The 16,630-nt window shown below is 38.0% G+C and carries 14 protein-coding genes and 1 pseudogene; 4 read left to right on the top strand and 11 right to left on the bottom strand.

From position 1 onward, the window contains the following. Positions 1-13: 13 nt before the first annotated feature. The 7 genes from MF646_RS15840 to MF646_RS15870 all read right to left on the bottom strand — a co-directional run bounded on the left by MF646_RS15840 (position 14) and on the right by MF646_RS15870 (position 9,408). On the bottom strand, positions 14-1,198 hold the full coding sequence (locus MF646_RS15840; RefSeq protein ID WP_250097490.1) for a levoglucosan dehydrogenase: 1,185 nt from the start codon (positions 1,196-1,198) through the stop codon (positions 14-16). A gap of 27 nt (positions 1,199-1,225) precedes the next feature. Then, the gene (locus MF646_RS15845) at positions 1,226-2,413 is read right to left on the bottom strand and encodes a substrate-binding domain-containing protein (protein WP_250097491.1); all 1,188 of its coding nucleotides are present in this window, start codon (positions 2,411-2,413) and stop codon (positions 1,226-1,228) included. Positions 2,414-2,434: 21 nt separating this feature from the next. Next, on the bottom strand, positions 2,435-3,244 hold the full coding sequence (locus MF646_RS15850; RefSeq protein WP_250097492.1) for a sugar phosphate isomerase/epimerase family protein: 810 nt from the start codon (positions 3,242-3,244) through the stop codon (positions 2,435-2,437). A 185-nt stretch (positions 3,245-3,429) separates the two neighbouring features. Continuing rightward, positions 3,430-4,425, bottom strand: a complete 996-nt coding sequence (locus MF646_RS15855) for a LacI family DNA-binding transcriptional regulator (protein WP_250097493.1) — start codon at positions 4,423-4,425, stop codon at positions 3,430-3,432. A gap of 569 nt (positions 4,426-4,994) precedes the next feature. Then, positions 4,995-5,717, bottom strand: a complete 723-nt coding sequence (locus tag MF646_RS15860) for a LytR/AlgR family response regulator transcription factor (RefSeq protein ID WP_250097494.1) — start codon at positions 5,715-5,717, stop codon at positions 4,995-4,997. A gap of 226 nt (positions 5,718-5,943) precedes the next feature. Beyond that, a complete protein-coding gene (locus tag MF646_RS15865) occupies positions 5,944-8,862 on the bottom strand; it encodes a substrate-binding domain-containing protein (RefSeq protein WP_250097495.1) in 2,919 nt (972 codons plus the stop codon). A gap of 408 nt (positions 8,863-9,270) precedes the next feature. Beyond that, positions 9,271-9,408, bottom strand: a complete 138-nt coding sequence (locus tag MF646_RS15870) for a hypothetical protein (protein ID WP_250097496.1) — start codon at positions 9,406-9,408, stop codon at positions 9,271-9,273. A gap of 157 nt (positions 9,409-9,565) precedes the next feature. Here MF646_RS15870 and htpX point away from each other — a divergent pair, with 157 nt between their 5' ends. Beyond that, positions 9,566-10,480: a protease HtpX gene (htpX, locus tag MF646_RS15875; RefSeq protein WP_250097497.1), complete on the top strand. Its 915-nt coding sequence runs from the start codon at positions 9,566-9,568 to the stop codon at positions 10,478-10,480. A 270-nt stretch (positions 10,481-10,750) separates the two neighbouring features. Here htpX and MF646_RS15880 read toward each other — a convergent pair whose 3' ends face one another. Further along, on the bottom strand, positions 10,751-11,665 hold the full coding sequence (locus MF646_RS15880; RefSeq protein WP_250097498.1) for a Ppx/GppA family phosphatase: 915 nt from the start codon (positions 11,663-11,665) through the stop codon (positions 10,751-10,753). Positions 11,666-11,873: 208 nt separating this feature from the next. On the opposite strand from MF646_RS15880, the gene MF646_RS15885 reads away from it, so the two are divergent. Both MF646_RS15885 and MF646_RS15890 read left to right on the top strand, forming a co-directional pair. Next, positions 11,874-12,956, top strand: coding sequence for a glycosyltransferase family 4 protein (locus tag MF646_RS15885; RefSeq protein ID WP_250097499.1), 1,083 nt, complete (start codon positions 11,874-11,876; stop codon positions 12,954-12,956). Beyond that, entirely contained in the window at positions 12,953-13,642 is a 690-nt protein-coding gene (locus MF646_RS15890; protein WP_250097500.1) for a HipA domain-containing protein, read from the top strand. The genes MF646_RS15885 and MF646_RS15890 overlap by 4 nt, the downstream gene beginning before the upstream one ends. Positions 13,643-13,783: 141 nt before the next feature. Here the strand turns inward: MF646_RS15890 and MF646_RS15895 are convergent, their stop codons facing one another. Beyond that, entirely contained in the window at positions 13,784-14,113 is a 330-nt protein-coding gene (locus MF646_RS15895; RefSeq protein WP_250097501.1) for a toprim domain-containing protein, read from the bottom strand. 209 nt (positions 14,114-14,322) lie between these two features. On the opposite strand from MF646_RS15895, the gene MF646_RS15900 reads away from it, so the two are divergent. Next, positions 14,323-14,616 carry a hypothetical protein gene (locus MF646_RS15900; protein WP_250097502.1) on the top strand — a complete coding sequence of 98 codons (294 nt, stop codon included), beginning with the start codon at positions 14,323-14,325 and terminating at the stop codon, positions 14,614-14,616. A gap of 36 nt (positions 14,617-14,652) precedes the next feature. On the opposite strand, the pseudogene MF646_RS15905 reads toward MF646_RS15900, so the two are convergent. Further along, positions 14,653-14,972 (bottom strand): annotated as a pseudogene (locus MF646_RS15905) (antibiotic biosynthesis monooxygenase). Positions 14,973-15,142: 170 nt separating this feature from the next. Beyond that, entirely contained in the window at positions 15,143-16,627 is a 1,485-nt protein-coding gene (locus tag MF646_RS15910; protein ID WP_250097503.1) for a glutamate synthase subunit beta, read from the bottom strand. Positions 16,628-16,630 lie beyond the last annotated feature (3 nt).

Genomic DNA, 16,630 nt, shown 5'->3' on the forward strand with positions numbered 1-16,630 from the left:
CCCTTTATTGTAATTAAGGAATTGTTACTTCTAATTTGTTTACTTTTACCCACTCGCCTTTTTCAGCAGATTCCAAGATTGCATCACTAATCACACAAATTTGGTATCCATCATCAAAGTTAGGGGAAACCTCCGTGTCATCGGCAATGGCTTTCACAAAATCATACACTTCGATAATTTTCGTATCTCCATAACCGATTCCTAATGCAGGAATTGGCCATAGCCCTTCTCCGTATGGGTGTGCAGGACCTGTATATACTGTTCTAAAGCCTTTACGATCTGCTGGGTCATCGGCAAAGAAAACTTGTAATTCATCGCGACGCTCATAGTTAAAAATAAGTGAACCTTTCTCCCCGTGAATTTCAAATGTAAGGAAGTTGTTTCTGCCGTGAGCGTTACGAGTTGCTTCAATACTTCCAACGGCTCCATTTTCAAATTTTAAAAGTGTCATTAACTCATCATCAACATCAACTTGTCCTTTTGGTACATCTTCCGCTGACTTTACGGTTCCTAATTTATCAACACCACCAGTTTGGATCGGTCTTTCTTTCACCCATGTTTGTGTATGTGCCATTACATCAGAGATTTCACCAACTAAATATCTTGCAAAATCAACGACATGTGTTCCGATATCTCCTAACGCCCCCGAACCAGCAATGTCTTTTTTAAATCTCCAAGAAAGTGGGGAATTCGGGTCTGCAGACCAATCTTGCAGATACGTCCCACGGAAGTTTAATACTTTTCCGATCGCCCCTTCTTCAATATATTTTTTCGCAAGGGCAACAGCAGGTGTTCTACGGTAGTTAAATGCAACCATATGCTTGACTCCTGCTTCTTTGACCGCATCCAGCATCGTTTTCGCCTCAGCTGCATTACGAGCTAATGGCTTTTCTGAAATAATGTGTTTTCCTGCTTTTGCTGCTGCAATCGCAATCTCTGCATGAGAATCATTCGGAGTTACAATGTCAACGATGTCAATATCAGGGTTGTTGATAATATCCATCCAATTTGCTGTATATTCGTCGTATCCAAGTCGAGCTGCAGCATCTTTCGCTAACTCTTCTGTTACATCGGCCACCATTTTACGATGTGTCAGCCCTGGAGCTGGCCAGAAATACATTGGCATCCCTGCATATGCTAGTGAATGTGCTTTTGCCATAAATCCTGCACCAATTAAACCTACGTTATATGTTTTCATTTTGAAATTCCTCCTCTAATATCCTAGTTATTTTGACAATGCATCTTGAACTTCTTGTGGAGCTGATGTCGAGTAAACCATTTCCCATGCGTCGAGAATATTATTTTGTGTTACTGTTAAAGCAGGTACGGCCACGTAAGATGGCGTTTCCTTATCTAACAGTGCGTAACCAGCTAAAATGGCTTCTGCGACTCCTTGGTCATAAGGAAGTTGGGCTCCTAGTCCTTTAATCGAACCACCTCTTGCAATGTTCAAAGCTACATTTGCACCTAAATCAATGGTTGTAATGACTAAATCATCTCTACCCGCTGTTCTAGCAGCTGCTACTATTCCTTCAGTTGGTACATCCCATACACCAAAGATGCCGTCTAGATCAGGGTTTGTTGTCAACATGGCTGAAGCTACCTGTAGTCCGTCATCAGGACCACTAATGCCGCCACGCGCTACAATTTCAATGTTTGGGTACTTTTCTTGAATTGTTGCTTCAAATGCTTCCGTTCTTTGTTTTGTGACAAAGAAGTCTGCATCATGGTAGACGACACCAATTTTCCCTTCTCCGCCAAGTTCTTCCGCCATTACTTCAGCAGCTGCAATTCCATTTCCATAGTTATCAGCAGAAACAACGCTTACATAGTGTTCCTCATGGGTTAAATTGCTCGGTACATTGTCCATAAAGACTAATTTAGTACCTTGTTCAGCAGCTCTTCTAAACGCAGAAGCAGTCGAAACAGGATCTGTTGGAATACTTACGATAATATCTGGGTTTCTTGCCATTACTGTTTCAAGATCAGATACTTGCTTCTCTGCACTAAATTGAGCATCCGTTACGGCAATGACTTCAATTCCCATTTTTTCAAATGTCGTCTCCAATCCATTTATTTGCGCTTTTGACCAATCATTTCCTGCATAGTGCATAACGAGAGCTGCTGTATAATTTCCTTCTTTAATTTTTTCAATATCTTCTACGGTAAGCTCAAGCGTCGTAGCAGATACCGCCGACTCTCCATATGGCCCTTCACTTTGAATGACAGCATCGGCATCAATATTTGGATTAATCGTGATTGGCTCAAGGACAGTTTCTTCAGTCTTTGTTTCTGAGCTGTTAGATGATGAAAGCTCCTCCTCGCTTCTTGATGTGCTTTCTGTATTACAACCAGCTAAGACAAGCATTCCTGCCGCAAGCGACGCGACCGCAAATCTTTTAAACTTTTTCAATTTCAACCCCCCATTTATGTTTTATTTATAAAATTTGTTTAGGAAATCTAAGCTGATCTCTGCTCCTTGCTTCGGATTGGTGTAACTATCTAATTCCACCGTTACCCATCCGTCGTAATTCATTGCTTGAAGCGCTTCAATTACCCCTTGTAAGTTTTGCTCTCCCTCACCTAATGGCAGGAAGTCTCCACCTTTTAAATCTTTCAAGTGAACGTAAGGGATACGATCCTTATATTTTTTAATAAATTCAATCGGATCTCCGCCGCCCGCTTCAATGTGGGCTGTATCTGGGCAAAAGTTAATCGATGTAAATTGTGCAATCTTCTCGACTTGCTCTGGAGACTCTCCCAATGAACCTAAATGCGGATGATAGCTCGCAACTAACCCATTTGCTTTCGCAATCTCACTTACGCGTTCTAGAGCTTGTCCTAATTTTTCATAGTCGCTTTCTAAAATTCCTGTACTTCTTAGCGCTCCCCCGCCAACGACTAAATGCTCTGCACCGAATTCAGCAGCAAGACTTGCCACCTTTTCAATTTTTGCTAGCTCTTCCTCGAGGATTTCATCGAAAATAAAGTTTCCTCCAGAATAAACACCAATCAACTTTAGCTTTAAAGAGTCCATCAATGTTTGAAACTCTTCTTTCTTGTTTTCATATTGCAGCAGATTTCCATCGAAAATTTCAAAGCCCTGATATCCTATACTTGAAAGATCTTCTAATGCTTCTTCTGTTGAGCCATTTGCTAAGTAATAACAATCTTTAATAGAAGTTACTCCTGCCGGGTGACCAACAACGCCACCCCATGTATTTGTTTGGTATCCTAGTTTCATATTTTTCTCCTCCAATTCAAATCAAGTAATTTGTACAGTTTTCACACGATCGATTGCTTGCATCACCCCCCTTGAAGAATGTAAAGGATTACATTTAACCAAACTAAAGATCCCGATTAACTAGGAATTATAAACTGATTGTGTTATATTTTGTAAAGGATTACATTTTAGCAACTTACTTTTTTTTAGAGCTTTTTCACGCACGAATTTCTGATAATAAGCTTGTCATCTAAAATATATTGATTTCTAATAATCTTTTTATTTTTCATCAGCTTTATAAGCAGATCCATCGCTTTGTTCCCAATTTCAAAAGCCGGTTGAGCAATCGTCGTAAGCTCTGGTTCAACAATCGTTGAAAACTTGATATTATCAAATCCTATGACTGAGATATCAGCAGGAACTCGAAAATGTTTAGACTTGATTGCCTTAATGGCCCCAAGTGCCATTTCATCATTAGCGGCAAACACTCCAGTGGGAAGCTGATTTAGAGCCAGCAGCTTATTCATTACATTAAAGCCACTTTCATAAGTGAAATCCCCTTCTTGAATAAGTACCGGTTCGACCGTTACATTATATTGGGCCAACGCTTGATAAAATCCCTTTAGCCGATCCTGTCCGAGAACGCTGGTAGTCGGTCCTGATATAAAGGCTATTTGTCTATGTCCCAATCGAATCAGATATTCGGTCGCTTTTCTTGCAGCACTGATATTATCAATTGATACTGTTGGGATACTTGAACCTTCTATATATTCACAAGCTAGAACGACGGGATATTGATTTTCTACTATATTTACAAGTTCTGAATTCATTACTGTTAAAAAAATCATGCCGTCTGCTTTCTTCTGTCTAAGAAGATCTACATAACCACTCTCTAACTCTAAGTCATTGGTTGTATCTTTTAATAAAACTTGATAACCATTTGCGGCTGCAACATATTCGATCCCTCTAAGAACCTTCGAGAAAAAGGGATTTGAAATATCTGGAACAACGACAATGACTGTCTTTGTCTCTAGCGTTCGTAACTGGCGGGCTAATATATTGGGATGGTAATCTAAATCTTTTATCGCTTCCAAAACCCTTCCCATCGTTTCTTCCCTAACAGTATGAGGACTTCTTAACACCCTTGAAACGGTAGCAGTAGAAACTTTAGCCCTTTTGGCTACATCAATGATTCCAACCATTTTTGTTCGCTCATTTCTTTTTTTTTAACTCTATGCTTGCATTGTAAACGTATTCAGTATTGGTGTCTAACTAGCTTCAGGCACCTTTTTGTCATTTTCGAAAGCGTTTACTTTTAATTCAGACACGAATTTCATTCATTCAGACAAAAAAATCACAAATTATAAGAATTTCTAAAGCCCGGAATCAACTTTTGTCGATTACGGGCTTGCTAGTCTACAAATATGTTCATTTAAGTTAGAGGCTGATCCTCTCGCTATCTCCATAAATCTGCTTTACTTTTCCTCTTAACATTTCGATTGTTCTTACATTGGGTTTTATGTTTCTCTTTTATTGCTATAACCAAATTGTAAACGCACTCAGTAATCGTGTCTAACAAGCTTTAGACATGTAATCTATTCAATTGGTAGCGTTACCATTTTATTCGATATTCTTTTTCATTCTTTTAGACAAAATGGTCATAATTTTTAAAAAGATCAAAGCCCACAATAATCATTAAGTTATCGTGAGCTTTTGTAATCATTTAATGATGGTTTAAAAAAGGCTGCCTTTACCATTTTCCACTGTCTTTTTAATTGGATACTGATTTTAAATGTTGTAATTCTACTAATTTCTGCTTTGAAACCCTTGCTGGTTCGTTATAGTTTTTGAAATAAGCCTCATACATTCGACCAGCTGTCTCTACTCTTGCTAATTGATCTAGATTTATAAGATAAGACCTATGTGTTGCCATAAAACGGGGCCCTAGAACGTTTTCGTAAGTCGTTAATGGCTCATTTGTTTCATATTTATTATCCTTCGTATGAATAACCGTTTTCCTGTCCATTTTTTCAATAAATAGAATCTCTTCAGGTGGGAGAAACGTAATTTGATTGTTTCTTTTTATCATGATATCTTTATTTTTTGAAGTTTTTTCACTTGGAATACCGCTTTGATATAACCTTTTTTCCACTCTTTCTAAAGCTGTATACAGTCTATCCCTTTCGATCGGTTTAACAATATAATCAACAGCACTGACGTCAAAAGCATCTAAAGCATATTGATCATGTCCTGTTGTAAAAATTACTTCTAATGAGGGAAGTAGCTTTTTACAGGATTTAACTGCTTCTAGTCCATTCAATAAAGGCATATCAATATCAACTAAGGCGATATCTGGTTTATTCTCCATGACAGAGCGGATTAATTCTTCTCCATTGGCCGCTTCTGCAACAACTTGAAATTGTGGAAGCGTTTCAATAAAGCACTTTAATAGTTTTCTTGAAGCCTTATCATCCTCAGCAATCAATATTTTCATTTATAAGTACCCTCCAATAATTGGCCTATTATTAATGTCCACCTATTTGTGAATGTTATTAGGACAACTATGACAAAAAAGATTTTTTCTATATATGATTAATTGCATCAATTATTTTATATTTCAGTAAATAAGGATATTTAGGAAGCGTTCCATTTATTTATTACTTCTCCTTTTAATTGTACTAAGCACCTATACACTTTTGGCATAGATACTCGGCTTTTCCTTATTTTAATGTACGTTGAATAAGATTGGGAGCATCCTCATTGTAAACAAGCCTCCAAGCTTCTAAAAGATTTTCTTTTGTTACTCTTAGAGCTGGAACAGCCACATAAGGTGGTGTTTGTTTTCTAAGAAGTGCATACCCTGCCAATATCGCTTCTGCTACACCTTGTTGATAAGGAAGCTGGGCACCCAATCCTTTTATGCTTCTATCCTTGGCCATTTCTAGTGCAGCATTAAAGCCTAAGTCAATCGTCGTGATGACCAAATCACTTTTTCCAACAGCTTCAGCTGCCTTCATAGCTCCTTCTGCAGGTACATCCCATACAACGAACATGCCATTCATGTCAGGATTTTTTCTAATCATATTAACTGCCACTTTTTCTCCATGACTTGGGTCGGTTAAGCCTTCCTGGGCAACGAGTTCAATACTGGGGTATTGCTGCTTAATCGTCTCTTCAAAACCTTCTGTTCTTTGTTTTGTTGCAAAGAAATCGGCATTGTAATTGATCATGCCAACCTTCCCTTTTCCTCCTAATTCTTGACCCATAATATGAGCTGCCTCAATACCGTTGCCAAAGTTATCAGCAGATACGATGCTGACATAATCTTTACCATGCTCTAGCCCCTTTGGAACATTGTCCATAAATACTAGCTTTACGCCTGCGTTAGCAGCCTTTTTGTAAACACTTGCCGTAAAGATTGGGTCTACTGGAATGCTTACAATGATATCTGGCTTTTGAATCAAAATGGTCTCAATATCTTCTACTTGCTTTTCCCATTTAAATTGTGCATCCGTTACAGCAATTACCTCTATCCCCATTTTCTCAAAAGTTGATGTTACACCTGCAATTTGGGACTTTGACCAATCATTGTCGGCATAGTGCATTGCTATAGCCGCCCTATACTTCTTTTCCTTAATTTTTTTTAGCTCTGTCAAAGATAATTGAAGCGTCTTTGCTGAAACCGCCTCTTCTCCATACGGGCCTGTACTTAATATCGTATGATGTGGAATATTTTGTGTAATCGTATTGTTTAATGTCTCACTTACAGTATTCAAAAACTCTTTAACATGAATTGGTTTTGACAAATAGTTATCAAACCCCTTGTTCAAAGTATGTTGAATATCTTGAGGCATTGCATTTGCACTTACAGCAATAACAGCGATCCCTTTTGTTTGTTCCTTTGCTTTTAACATATCAAACACTGCATAACCATTCATATCCGGGAGATTTAGATCAAGCAATATAAGATCTATTTTTTCTAAAGCAGCCTTTTTGATCCCTTCTTTCCCGTTGTTAGCTGTTAACAGTGTATAGGAAGGATGAGATTTAATAATGTTTTTCACTAAGTTCAGATTAGATTCATTATCTTCAATATATAACAAGCGATAGTGTTCTGACCTTCCCTCTACTTTCTTAATCGATTCTACCTCGTCTTCCCAACGTATAACAGGCTTTAAATTTTTGGGAATAGGCAGCCTAAAACAAAATTCACTGCCTTGCCCCTTTTTACTTCTTACACTTATTTCGCCGCCCATTTGTTGCACAAGCTGCTTAACTATAGCCAAACCAATCCCTGTCCCCTCTTCTTTTGTACCTTCCACTCGGTAAAACGGAACAAATATTTTGTGATATTCTTCTACTGAAAAACCAACACCCGTATCAACAATATGAACAAATTGATCGTCTCCTTCCAAATAACTGTTGATCATGATGTTTCCATTTTGACGATTATATTTAATGGCATTTTCTAAAAGGTTAAGGAGTATTTGCTTCAGTCGAACAGGATCAGCTAGAACGACCATATCATGCTGTGGATCTAGTTGCTTTTGAATACGAATATTTTTCTTTTTAGCGAGAGGCTCAACTATATTGGTGCATTCATCAATAATGTTTAAAAGAGGGACCTCTTCTATCGAAACTTTTAATTTACCCGTTTCAATTCTCGATAAATCTAAAACTTCATTAATTAAATTTAATAAATGACCTCCCCCTTTTAAGATCTCCTGCACATAATCGCGTTGTTGGTCATTTAACGAGTCATCAAGCTCTAATAACTGCGCAAAACCAAAAATCCCATTTAACGGTGTTCGCAATTCATGACTCATTTTAGAAAGAAAGTCCGATTTAGCCCTATTTGCTTTTTCAGCCTCTTCTTTTGCTTGAATGTAGGTGTTCTCCATTTCTTTTCTTTCTGTAATATCAGAAATACTTACAAGTGAGGCGCGATCACTATGATCACGTATTGTAAGAGGTTTTGAGTTAACTGAAAGCCATTTAATTTGATTATTCTCGTTGTCCTTTACTCCCACAATCGAGTTATGGAAGGAAATGCCCTTCTCTAGTGTTTTCACTCCAGGTAGTTCAGAGTAAGGTAAATGGGATCCATCCTCTGCAACATATTCTACTTCCGTCCATCCATATGTATAATCACCTTTTAAGCCGATCATCTTTTGAAAGTTTTCATTTAAAGCAGTGACTTTACCATCCTTTTCAATTATGATAACTGCTTCTGACATCGTTTGAAGAACGTCTTCATATAATGAGTTTGTATTGACTTGCTCATTTTCTAAAGATGATTTGTTACTTTGGATGAAAGTGCCTATAACCTCGACAATCTCACCATTATTAAATAAAGGTGCAAAAAAAGCTATGTAATCATTGCCTTTTAACTTTGTTTCATATTGAATAAATTGACCGTTCCAAGCTTGGTAACAATACTTGTTTATGATACGGGACAATTCACTAGGGAATATATCTTCTAGCTTTTTTCCATTCACATCTTCTTGGTTAAATCCCCAGTTGTAGAGCAAAAAACCATCACAATACGTAAAAATAAAGGTGCTCTTTCTTTTGGTAAATCTACAGACAAGTCCCCTTTCCGTAACGCTTAGTGGAGTATTAGATATAGAGTCAGACATTCATTTTCCTCCTAATCTACGGTTATTGAGTCCGTACAAAAATAATAAGTATATCTTTCCTCCTGAACATTTAAGTATATCTTTCCTCCTGAACATTAAAGTTGATACATGAGTATCTCTTTCTTTAATGGCGCTTGAAATAGTGTACTTATTTATTCTCTATCTAATGAAAATAGACAAACCCTTTTCGTATTGTAAGAGCTTTACACTCCTCTTTTCTATTTTAAACTTGCCCATTTAGTAAGTCTAATAATCCTATAATCTGAAACCGCCCATTTTAATAACTTAAGTGACGTTTCACTGAATCTCAAAAAAAATCATAGTATGCGATTGCACTAGCGAAAGAAGGTACTTTTTAAAAAAACTCCCCTATTATGCTTAATAGGAGAGCTTTAGCATCCATGTTACCTACACGTCAGAAGAGTCGTCGTAGTCGTAACGAAACCCGTCCGTTTGGGCTGTTGTTTTTTGACCTTGTTCAACTGGTGGCGATTGCTCATCTGCTGTTGATTGCATCGGTTGTTGCTGTTCTTGATTTTTTTTCATTGTTTTCCACTCCTTCATTGGACTCTAACAGCATGTAGTATGTATCAATCTCTTTGTTTTATTCCAAGTATTTTACTAGTTACGTCAATTTCTTTTATTAAACCTAACCAAAACATATGGTAAAATAATTTGAGACTATTAATAAATGGAGGCGTATATGGGGAAACGATTACTATTTTTACTTTTAACAAACATTCTAGTTATGACGACGATTGTTATCGTCTGGTCGATTATTACGACATTTACTGATATTGGGGGTTCCTTTGAAACTGGAGGTCCTGGACTTGGAATAGATTTTGTTGCTTTAGGTGCTTTTAGTTTAGTTGTTGGATTCACAGGTTCGTTTATTTCTTTAGCGATGTCTAGATGGATTGCAAAAAAGATGATGAAAGTAAAAGTTCTAGATCCAAATGGTTCATTGTCACCACAAGAACGTAGCGTTGTAGAGAAAGTTCACCGACTATCTCGTGCAGCTGGGTTAACACATATGCCTGAAGTCGGAATTTACCATTCTCCTGAAGTAAACGCATTTGCAACGGGGCCATCAAAGAAGCGTTCCCTTGTTGCAGTATCATCAGGACTATTAACGGTAATGGATGATGATGCTGTAGAAGGTGTCATTGCTCATGAGGTAGCGCACGTAGCAAACGGGGATATGGTTACGATGACCCTGCTGCAAGGAGTGGTCAACACATTTGTCGTCTTCTTCTCAAGAATTGCTGCGATATTAGTATCAAGGTTAGTGCGTTCTGAGATGCAGACTGTTGTTCGTTTTGCTGCGATCATTATCTTCCAAATTCTCTTCTCTATCCTTGGGAGTCTTGTCGTTATGGCCTATTCGCGTCATCGTGAATTTCACGCTGACCGAGGAGGAGCTGATTTAGCCGGCCGCGATAAAATGGCCCACGCATTGCGTTCATTACAGTCATATGTTGACCGTGCTAACGTTAGTCGTGGTACTGATGATTCCGCAATTCAAACAATGAAAATTAATGGGAGTAGCGGGATGGCAAAGCTTTTCTCCTCTCACCCTGACTTAAATGAACGAATTGCTCGTTTAGAACAACGTTAATATATTAGGGGGTGTCTCAAAAGGTCTGCTTTTGACCTTTTGAGACACCCCCGAAGCAATGAGCGAAGTCGCTACATCTTTTAAAAGCCTTGAGAGGAGTGGGTTTCTCCTCTCAAGGCGCGTAGCGAACGGAGCCATTGCCACCTCTGTTCCGGACTTTTGGGACATCCCTTTTTGAGAAAATTCCATATAGAAACAGCCATTTGAAATATATTTGTTATCTTAAATTTAATCTATTAATTAAGCATCGTTAGAGCCACTGAGACATTTTTAATTTTTAACGGTCTTTCTGACAACTTCTTCATACACTACTCCATCACGTATCGTTTTCTCACTATAAACAAAATAAGGAGCTTCAACAACTTCCATTAATGTTAAAATCGTTTGTACACCTGGAATGATAATATCTTGCCGTTTTTTAGAGAGTCCTTTTATTTTCGAACGCTTACTCGTTGACAAGGAAGCAATCGTAGCAAAGACCTTCTGAATATCGTAAGCTTTCATCTTAGTTTTATTCCCTCTCTGTTTTTGAAACACTCGTGCTAAGCTACGTGCACTGCCGCCAATACCAATCACAGGATACCTTGCTTGATTCAACCATGAAAGACTTTCAAACTGAGTGGTCAAATAATATTTCAATCGAGCAAGTTGTTTATCACTCAAATGCTCCCCCTTTGTGAAATCACGGTCCAATGTAATTGCCCCAAACGGAAAGCTATAATAATGGACAAGCTTCTGATCTTGAAACAGTGTGATTTCCGTACTTCCACCACCGGTATCGATCGTAATGCCATTACCTATATCCATGGAATGGACAACACCAACATAACCGTAATACGCTTCTTCATATTCGCTAAAAACACGAAATGAAAAACCAGTTTGTTTGTTAATTTCCTCAAGAATTTTTCTCTTATTAGTAGACTGTCTAATGACCGCCGTAGCAAATCCGATGACTCGACTTATCTGATAAGCACGAATTATCTTTTTAAATTCTAATAATGTATTTATGACAAGTTTCAAACCTTCACCAGTTAGCTTATCTTGTATATCTATATGATTAATTAGACGTGCTGGAACTTTCACCTTTTCTACTTCCTTGAAATTGCCTTGATGATTAATTTTGTACACAACTAAACGGATTGAATTAGACCCAAGGTCAATAAGAGCAACTAGATTCTCCTTCATTGCCACACTTCCTTGTTGTAGATACCTTTAGTATAAAGTGCAAATATTAATCTAGTATAAAGATATATTAAAACAAATGTAAAAATTTGAATTAACTCTTTGAGGGTATCTTTACAAACAACACATAATCTTAACGAATTTAATACGTACAATTCCCCAATCTCTCACATCTACTAATAGAGTAAAAACGTTACAACAGGAGGGAATTATGAAGATATTAGTAATCTGGCGTCTTCTAACGGTTGGTGGGGTCAATGCTGGCTGGCGAAATCGTGCGGTTTACTTCAAAAACTACGGAATCGACACTGAATTCCTTTATACAAAAGACCTCGGTGGCATACACATGATGAAGGATGTCTCAAAAGTATATTTAACAAAAGATAAAAATGAAATCATTCATATTATTAGAATGAACCATTTCGATGCGATCATCGTTGTTGATACAGCCGAAGCTTATAAATGGCTTCAAGAAGCTAATTATAATGGTCCTATCATCACAGAGGCGCGCACACCTGAAATTATCAAGCTAGCACCTCATCTAGATTTTCAACATACTAATCCTGAAGTCATCGTCGTTCCTTCCCATCATCAAAAAAGAGTCACTTCCATCCTACTAGATAATGTACCTATACAAGTTATTTACAATGGAATTAACGCTTCTTTTTTTAAACCATTACATGACTTTTCAAATGATATTGCCCCTTTTCTTCAAAAAAATAAAAAAATAATTGGCTGGATTGGTCGAGTTGATAAAAGAAAAAATTGGAAGCTACTATTAAAAATCGCACAAATCATGAAAGACACACGTGATGATGTGGAATTTTGGGTTATTGGTGGAGCAAAAAGCGTTCAAAAGGAGAAATTTACAGTTGAGTGGCAAGCACAAAAACTAACAGACCTTATTAAATGGTTTCCAGTTATTCCGTATCAACAGATGCCACTTGTTTATTCGAAGATTAGGAAATCAGGAGGCTGCACTCTAGCAACAACAAAAGGCGAGTCTTTTGGGAACACCTTTATCGAAGCAATGGCTTGCGGAGTTCCTATCGTCGCACCAAACATTTCTTCTATCCCAGAAATTGTAGATCATAAAAAGAATGGGTATCTATTTAAAGAGAACCATGAAAAGGATGCAGTTAAAGCAATTAATAAAATTATCGATAGCAACGAAAAGTACTCTTTCATGTCTAATAGCGCTCGTGACAAAGTACTCAGTCACTATTCAATTTCCACATGTGCAGACCAATACATTCAACTGCTTCATTCAGTTGTGAAAGGGGGAAAATCATGATCACCCCTATTCAACATGTAAAAAAACTTGAAAATAATACGAATAACGTACATGTTCTAACATTTAATGATCAAATGGAATATGTCGTTAAATTTCATTTGTTGCGTCATAGAAAAGCATTAGTAAATGAATGGTTAGCCTATTGCTTAGCCAAGTATCTTCAATTACCGATCCCAGCGTCAAAAATAGTTGAAATACCACGGGATGTTTATCTGACAATCCCTGAACTTAACGATCTACCTTATGTTAAGCACCACATTGCCCTACAATACAAAATGAACCGAGTAAATGGATATAGCGCGAGTACGGTAAATGAAATTATAAACAATGAACAACTAGCAGGGATCATTGCGCTAGACTATTGGTTATGTAATACAGACAGAACTCGGAATAATATACTGTTAAAAGGAATAAGCAAAAACCAATACCACCTCTCAATCATTGATCAAACTAAATGTTTTGGCTCTACCTCTTGGACTGTATCAGACTTAGAAAACTTGCCAGAAGGGATCCTGGAAAGCTCAACTCATCAAATGATGGCTCGTTTTATTACGAGTGAAGTGAAATTTAAAGAGCAACTTGAGATTATTCAGGCAATACCAATGCTTTTAATTGATGAAATCCTGTCATTTATTCCTGAATGCTGGATGCTTACAAAGAAAGAAAGAAAGAAAAGCGATTGTTAAAGCATTAACGCATCGAAAGTATAAAGTTCTGCCAAATGTACTCAATGAATTTGTAGCAAACGTTTACCTGCCCGAAGTGGGCCGTGAAGAATAAGAAAGCACTAATCGAGCCGGCAATTGATACTGGCTCGATTACGCTTTTCAATACATTTCCTTCACCTTAAAATAACCTCGTAACACTTCAGCAAGATAATCAAAAGGCGTCGTTTCTACTTGTCCATAGCCTTTATGCGTATACAAATGAGTTGCATTCGGCAATTCTCGTTTTAATTGTTTTCGTAAACTCTCTCCTGCTTCATCGGCATCAACAAGAATATAAACATCTAAATCTTCAATTGGAATAATCAACGTCTCAAGCTTCTCTTCACTTAATGTTCCATATGTGCAAATAACATCGACATTCTCATCAAGAACTTTCTTTACCCTCTTTCGATCACTTGTACCTTCTACAATGAGGACTTTTTCTTCCATAATCGCCATCCTTCTTCATTCTTATTTAAGTTAAAGCTATCATAAGATTATTTCGCATCAATGTCCAAAATGTCTAAATCCTTTTTTCATAACCTATACATTTTTTGTAATCACTCAATATGAACGATCTTCTATAATGGTAAGCGCTCCTCTATGGATAAAATACCAGAAATGAACAACACTAAGCATGTATGAAAGGGGCGAAAGCAATGAATTTTGATATTACATCGATTTATAACAACATGCCAGACTTCCAAAGCCACTCTGAAGCAAGATCTTGGTTTAAAGAACAATTCGGGGATCGATTTTTATTAAGGAATAGTGATGAGTTCGAAGGAGAACGAGTGTATTATTATCATCTCGTGAAAAATCCAGACGTTTATGAAGAATATATGGAAACCCTATCAAATGATGCAGGCCCTGAAATTACCAGCATGGAGCCGTTTGAAAGTTACTCAACGATCGAAATTAGTGAAGATGGCGGGATTAGTTTCTCTATATAATCAAAAACAAGAGGTTGCACAAGCCTCTTGTTCAAATTATTTCTTTGCTGTCTTAACAGCATGTACATTATACAACCCGCCCTCAGATTGAATAATATATTCTGGCTTTGGCTTTCCTAAATTTGCTTTGTGACCGGCGATATGTGCTTCACTCTTCTCCCATTTCTTCCAATGCTCTTCAGATTCCCAACGAATTTGGACAATGACTTCTTCATCACCTCGTCTTACCTTCTTAGTCATAACAGTTGAATCAATAAATCCTCCTGTTCTTCAATAATTCCAGGTTTACTAAAACGTTCTACAACTTGATCTGCATTGCCCTCAGTTACGTGTATTTTCCTCAATTGAATAAACATCTCAATCTCCCCCATCAATGGATTATAACAATATTATATATGATAATGATTATCATCGTCTATTGCTTTTTGGTATAAATTGGGGCAGTTGGTAGTTTACTCTCCCGCCATTTCAGCTACATCCCTAACAAAAATAATTCCTGCCCCAAAAGGAGCAGGATTCCTAATACCTATGGCAAACTTGTTTCGCCCATTAAATATCGATCACACTCTCTTGCTGCTTCTCTACCTTCATTAATTGCCCAAACAATCAAACTTTGCCCTCTGCGCATATCACCCGCAGCAAACACCCCTTCAATATTGGTCGTATACTTCCCATATTCTGCTTTCACATTAGAACGGTCGTCTGTTTCAACATTCAACTTTTGAATAAGGCTTTGTTCAGGACCACTAAATCCGATTGCTAGCAAGACAAGCTGAGCTGGCCACACTTTCTCTGTTCCTGGAATTTCTTTACGAACCTTTCTGCCATACTCATCTTTCGTTGTTTCAACACCAATTGTATGAATCTCTTTCACATGCCCGTTCTCATCTCCAACGAATTTCTTCGTCATTACCATATAAGCACGTGGGTCTGATCCAAATACTGCTGCAGCTTCTTTATGGCCATACTCAACTCGGTGAATAACTGGCCATTGCGGCCATGGGTTGTCATCTGGCCTAACGTCACCCTTTTTCTCATAAATATCAAATTGGGTCAGGCTTTTACACCCGTGGCGGACGGAAGTCGCTAAACAATCCGTTCCGGTATCACCACCACCGATGACAACGACATCTTTGTCTTTCGCTGAAATGTACTCTCCGTCTTCAAGATTTGAGTCTAGCAAGCTTTTCGTATTAGAGTGGAGAAAATCCATTGCATAATGAATTCCTTTGAGCTCACTCCCTTCCACTTCAATGTCACGATGTTTTGTTGCCCCACCGCATAACACGACTGAATCAAATTCTTCCTGAAGTTTAGAAATCGGGTAATCCTTGCCGACATCGGTATTCGTAATAAATGTAATCCCTTCTTCTTTTAAAAGATTTACCCTCCGCTCCACGACTGCATACGGAAGCTTCATCTCTGGAATTCCATACGTTAACAGTCCACCAATTCGGTCATGACGCTCAAATACCGTTACATTGTGACCGGCTTTATTTAACTGTGCTGCACAAGCTAAACCAGCAGGCCCCGATCCAATTACGGCCACTTTTTTATCTGTTCTAACTTCTGGTGGCTCTGGCTTGACCCAGCCTTCGGTAAAGCCTTTTTCAACAATCTCTAGCTCAATGGAACGAATCGCAACTGGCGGTTCGTTAATTCCAAGAACACAGGCTCCTTCACAAGGGGCCGGACAAGCCATTCCAGTGAATTCAGGAAAATTATTCATCTTATGCTCGCGACGCAATGCTTCTTTCCACTGTCCTTGATAAACTAGATCGTTCCATTCAGGAATCAAGTGATGGACAGGACAACCAGAGGTCATCCCATTTAACATCGTTCCTGTATGACAGGTTGGGATTCCGCAGTCCATGCAGCGAGCACCCTGTTGCTTTAGTTCTTTTTCATCAAGTCGTAACGTGTAATCGTCCCAATCCTCAATCCGTTTTTTAGGGTCACGTTCGGGTCTAGACTGCCTTTGATAATCGATAAAACCAGTTGGCTTTCCCATCGC

It is taken from the genome of Halalkalibacter alkaliphilus (genome assembly GCF_023555415.1).
GTDB lineage: Bacteria > Bacillota > Bacilli > Bacillales > Bacillaceae_D > Halalkalibacter > Halalkalibacter alkaliphilus.

What these genes read in the sequence shown, in the direction of transcription:
- MF646_RS15840 (WP_250097490.1), bottom strand. Translation starts at nt 1,198, where the DNA reads ATGAAAACATATAACGTAGGTTTAATTGGTGCAGGATTTATGGCAAAA.
- MF646_RS15850 (WP_250097492.1), bottom strand. Translation starts at nt 3,244, where the DNA reads ATGAAACTAGGATACCAAACAAATACATGGGGTGGCGTTGTTGGTCAC.
- MF646_RS15855 (WP_250097493.1), bottom strand. Translation starts at nt 4,425, where the DNA reads ATGGTTGGAATCATTGATGTAGCCAAAAGGGCTAAAGTTTCTACTGCT.
- MF646_RS15860 (WP_250097494.1), bottom strand. Translation starts at nt 5,717, where the DNA reads ATGAAAATATTGATTGCTGAGGATGATAAGGCTTCAAGAAAACTATTA.
- MF646_RS15865 (WP_250097495.1), bottom strand. Translation starts at nt 8,862, where the DNA reads ATGTCTGACTCTATATCTAATACTCCACTAAGCGTTACGGAAAGGGGA.
- MF646_RS15870 (WP_250097496.1), bottom strand. Translation starts at nt 9,408, where the DNA reads ATGAAAAAAAATCAAGAACAGCAACAACCGATGCAATCAACAGCAGAT.
- htpX (WP_250097497.1), top strand. Translation starts at nt 9,566, where the DNA reads ATGGGGAAACGATTACTATTTTTACTTTTAACAAACATTCTAGTTATG.
- MF646_RS15880 (WP_250097498.1), bottom strand. Translation starts at nt 11,665, where the DNA reads ATGAAGGAGAATCTAGTTGCTCTTATTGACCTTGGGTCTAATTCAATC.
- MF646_RS15885 (WP_250097499.1), top strand. Translation starts at nt 11,874, where the DNA reads ATGAAGATATTAGTAATCTGGCGTCTTCTAACGGTTGGTGGGGTCAAT.
- MF646_RS15890 (WP_250097500.1), top strand. Translation starts at nt 12,953, where the DNA reads ATGATCACCCCTATTCAACATGTAAAAAAACTTGAAAATAATACGAAT.
- MF646_RS15895 (WP_250097501.1), bottom strand. Translation starts at nt 14,113, where the DNA reads ATGGAAGAAAAAGTCCTCATTGTAGAAGGTACAAGTGATCGAAAGAGG.
- MF646_RS15900 (WP_250097502.1), top strand. Translation starts at nt 14,323, where the DNA reads ATGAATTTTGATATTACATCGATTTATAACAACATGCCAGACTTCCAA.
- MF646_RS15910 (WP_250097503.1), bottom strand. Translation starts at nt 16,627, where the DNA reads ATGGGAAAGCCAACTGGTTTTATCGATTATCAAAGGCAGTCTAGACCC.